The sequence below is a fragment of the Halolamina salina genome (assembly GCF_042678005.1).
Classification (GTDB): domain Archaea; phylum Halobacteriota; class Halobacteria; order Halobacteriales; family Haloferacaceae; genus Halolamina; species Halolamina salina.
In genome coordinates, this window is sequence record NZ_JBHUDH010000013.1 from 20,176 (window position 1) to 23,070 (window position 2,895).

3 protein-coding genes are annotated in these 2,895 nt (G+C 69.4%); all 3 read left to right on the forward strand.

The genetic code is table 11. From position 1 onward, the window contains the following. Positions 1–229: 229 nt before the first annotated feature. Positions 230–1,009: a DICT sensory domain-containing protein gene (locus ACFR9S_RS01975; protein ID WP_379817954.1), complete on the forward strand. Its 780-nt coding sequence runs from the start codon at positions 230–232 to the stop codon at positions 1,007–1,009. A gap of 418 nt (positions 1,010–1,427) precedes the next feature. Next, positions 1,428–2,276: a hypothetical protein gene (locus ACFR9S_RS01980; protein ID WP_379732546.1), complete on the forward strand. Its 849-nt coding sequence runs from the start codon at positions 1,428–1,430 to the stop codon at positions 2,274–2,276. 49 nt (positions 2,277–2,325) lie between these two features. Continuing rightward, on the forward strand, positions 2,326–2,895 hold a 570-nt coding region (locus tag ACFR9S_RS01985), incomplete at its 3' end, for a universal stress protein (protein WP_379817956.1).

Here is a 2,895-nt window from a genome sequence, read left to right on the forward strand (position 1 = left end):
CGACGAGAAGCGCTTGCCGGGGGAGGATTCCCCACTCCGAGAGCGCGACGGCCGCGCCGGTCACGGCGAACACGCCGAGCGTGACACGGGCGAGGAGGACGCTCGCGTGTCGATTCGGTCGGAGGGCCATGGTCGGCGGTTGCGGGGCGACTGACAAGGCGTTTTCCCCCGCGTCGCGGCTCGGTCCGCCGAAGGGCATATACAAGCGACCACCGAAATCGATGACAAGATGTCGTTGCGCCGGCTCGTCGACGAACACGAGGGCGCCGAGCGAGCACTCGTGCTCGCGAACCGGAGCCAGCCCGAGCAGATCCGGGCGCTGCTCGCGGGGATGTTTGCCGAGCAGTCGGTGACCGTCGACGAGGCCGCCGTCGAAGGGGTCCCCGAGGACACGGTGTTGCTGCTCGATGGCGAGGGGGAGGTACTCGCCCAGTCGCCGCTCTCGGCGGTGTCGGAGTCGCTGCTGTTCACCAACTCCGACGCGTTCGTCACCGGCTCGACGAGCCTCGAAGAGACGAACCTCCCGGCGGTGATCACCGGACTGGAGGGCGTGCAGTTCCGGCTCCGGGGCTACCCCCAATCCCACAAGGAGAAGCTCCTGCTGATCGCCGTCTCCCGCCACATCGAGCGGACCGCCTGGGAGCGCGGCGCCGGCACCCACCGGGCGTCGTTCCAGCAGCTCTCCCGGATCGTCGACGAGCAGGGGACCCAGCGCGTGTACCGCCGGCTGGGCGAGAGCGGCGTGGACACGCACGTCTACGGCGTCGACGACGACGGCGGCGCCGAGCGGGCGGCCGAACTCGGCGTCACCGTCCACGCCGGCGAGTCGGCCGACTACCGCGACTCGTGGTTCGTGGTCCACCGCCCGCCAGACGCCGAGCAGCCCGAGGAGCCGGACCCGCTGGCGCTGCTGGCGATACAGGGCGACGACGGCGTCTGGGACGGCTTCTTCACCAGCGATCCCGAGCAGGCGCTGGCCGTCGACGACTACGTCCGGCGGGAGCTCTGAATCGGGGTCGGCGGCTTTATGTCCCGGACGTTCCAACGGTCGCGTATGTCCACGAAAGCCAAACTGCTGCTGGTGCTCGCGTTCGTGACGCTCGTCTACTTCCTCGTCGGCGGCGACGCCGAACCCGTGGAAGTCGAAGTCGAGTCCGAAGAGTAAGCCAACTACGGCGCGTGACCTGATGCGCGCTCCGTCGCGCAGGAACGGAACCCATGCCGTAGTTGTGTCACCAACTGCGGCGCGCGACCTGCTGCGCGCTCCGTCGCGCAGTAACGGAACCCATGCCGTAGTTGTGTAACCCAACTACGGCGCGCGACCGACTGCGCGCTCCGTCGCGTAACGTTCTTTCGCCACTCTCCTCGCGAGCGCCGCGGCCGCCGGGAGCGAACCACTTACCCGCCGCCGCGCCCAGTTCTCCCCCATGTACGGGGTCGTCACGCGCAACGAGGAGGAGGTGGAGTGGTCGGCGTTCGACCGGGGGTTCTACGAGGTGAAGGACGTGACCGGCCGGGCCGCGGAGCCGCTGCCGAACGCGGTGAACATGGTCTCCTGTTTCGGCGACACCGCCGCCGGCGAGTCCAGCCCGGAACTCCTCCCGGTCGACGACGAGGGGAACGAGGCGACCCGCGAGCAGCCCTACTTCGACTGGGGGTACGTCTGCCCGACACACGAGGGGTACCGCGAGGGGCTGCTGGAGACGATTTCGGACTGCGCCGCCGTCAACGAGGACGTGCGCCTCGACGACGTGGGGTTCCCGCGCGCGGAGTACTGCCGGTGTGACCGCTGTGAGCGGCTGTTCGCCGAGAGCGAGTACGAGGACCGGTTCGACTGGCGCGGCAGCGTCATCACCGAGTTCGTGAAGGAGGCCAGCGAGCGCATCCCCGGGCGGACCTACCTCACGCTCTACCCCGACCCGTACCCGGGCCACCTGTTCGAGCGGGCGGGGCTGGACCTCTCGGTGCTGTCGGCCTACGTCGACGAGTACGTCGTGCCGGTGTACGACACCCACTACAGCACGACGTACTGGCTGGAGACGATCGCCTCGGGCTTTCAGGACCTGCTCGGCTGGTCGCCGGAGACGCCGGAGGCGGGCACGCCGTTCTCGATCGAACTGTACGCCGTCGACGTGGACGTGGACAACCTGATCCACGCGGCGGAGGTCGCCGAACGCTACGGGAAGGACACCTTCTTCGGCTACGACGCCAGCAACGCCCAGGCCGCGATCCGGCGGAAGACCGCCGACGAGCGCGAGGGCGTCAGCCACGGGTAGCCCGACAGCCGCAACAGCGCTTACCTACCCCCCGCTCCAACGTCGGCCCATGTACGACAGTATCCTCCTCCCCGTCGACGAGGCTGCCGTCGAGAGCAGCCTGCTCTACCACGCCGCCGAGCTCGCGAACTGGGACGACGCGAGCGTCGAACTGCTGTACGTCGCCAACACGGGGCGGGACAGCGTGACCGTCGCCGGCGACGGCGACGTGGTCGACACGCTGGTCCGGGAGGGCGAGGACGTGCTCGACGAGGCGGGCGGCGTGCTCGACTCGCTCGGCGTCGAGTACGCCACCAGCGTCGAGCAGGGCACGCCCGCGAAGACCATCGTCGACTACGCCGAACACGAGGGGCACGACCTGATCGCGATGCCGACCCACGGCCGTCAGGGGCTCTCGCGGTACCTGCTGGGCAGCGTGACCGGGAAGGTCGTCCGGCTCGCACCCATGCCCGTGCTCACCGCGCCGATCGAGGAGGAGGCGTTCGAGATCCCCTACGGCGGGCTGTTGCTCCCCACCGACGGCAGCGATCAGGCGCTCCGGGCGGCCCGACACGGCCTCGACTTCGCGGCCGAACTCGACGCGGACGTGCACGTCCTCACGGTGAACGACGACTCGCTG

What these genes read in the sequence shown, in the direction of transcription:
- ACFR9S_RS01975 (WP_379817954.1), top strand. Translation starts at nt 230, where the DNA reads ATGTCGTTGCGCCGGCTCGTCGACGAACACGAGGGCGCCGAGCGAGCA.
- ACFR9S_RS01980 (WP_379732546.1), top strand. Translation starts at nt 1,428, where the DNA reads ATGTACGGGGTCGTCACGCGCAACGAGGAGGAGGTGGAGTGGTCGGCG.